Genomic DNA, 464 nt, shown 5'->3' with positions numbered 1-464 from the left:
CGTCCTTCTTGTCGATCAAGTCGAGCAGCTCTTGCTCGTCGTGCTGCGTCATCGAAGGGGTTGGGGGCTGGTCTTGCACTTCGCTCAGTTGCTTTGTTAATTTCAATATTTGACTTTCCGATAGCTTCAGTGATTCCCTCAATTGCTTGTTTTGTGTCGTCAATTCGTTGTGTGAGCTTATTGTTTTCTTGTTTTGTGTCATTAATTCTTTGTTTTGTGTCATCACATCGCTTTGGTAGGTTTTCGCATCGTTTAGCTGCCCAAGCAATGCCTGATTTTGCGTCTTCAATACATCGTTTTGTGTCGTCAACTCGAACTGCTGTTCTATTAGATTGTTCTGTGCAGTATGTAATGTAGTATTCTGAGCTTCCAGAGAGGTGTTTTGCAAAGTCAGCTCGTTGTTTTGTGTCTCCAATGCTGCCAGGTAGTCTTGCATTTTTCTCAGTTGCCCAAGCAAGTCCTTT

Annotated in this window: 1 protein-coding gene; it reads right to left on the bottom strand. The window is 43.3% G+C overall.

The genetic code is table 11. The annotated features are described in order from the left end of the window. Positions 1-464: hypothetical protein (locus tag EI162_RS14510; RefSeq protein ID WP_225737023.1), on the bottom strand; the 464-nt coding region annotated here is incomplete at both ends.

This window comes from Psychrobacter sp. FME6, assembly GCF_014861365.1.
Taxonomy (GTDB): domain Bacteria; phylum Pseudomonadota; class Gammaproteobacteria; order Pseudomonadales; family Moraxellaceae; genus Psychrobacter.
Note: the sequence above shows the minus strand (reverse complement) of the source record. Positions and strands in the feature narration are given on the sequence as shown.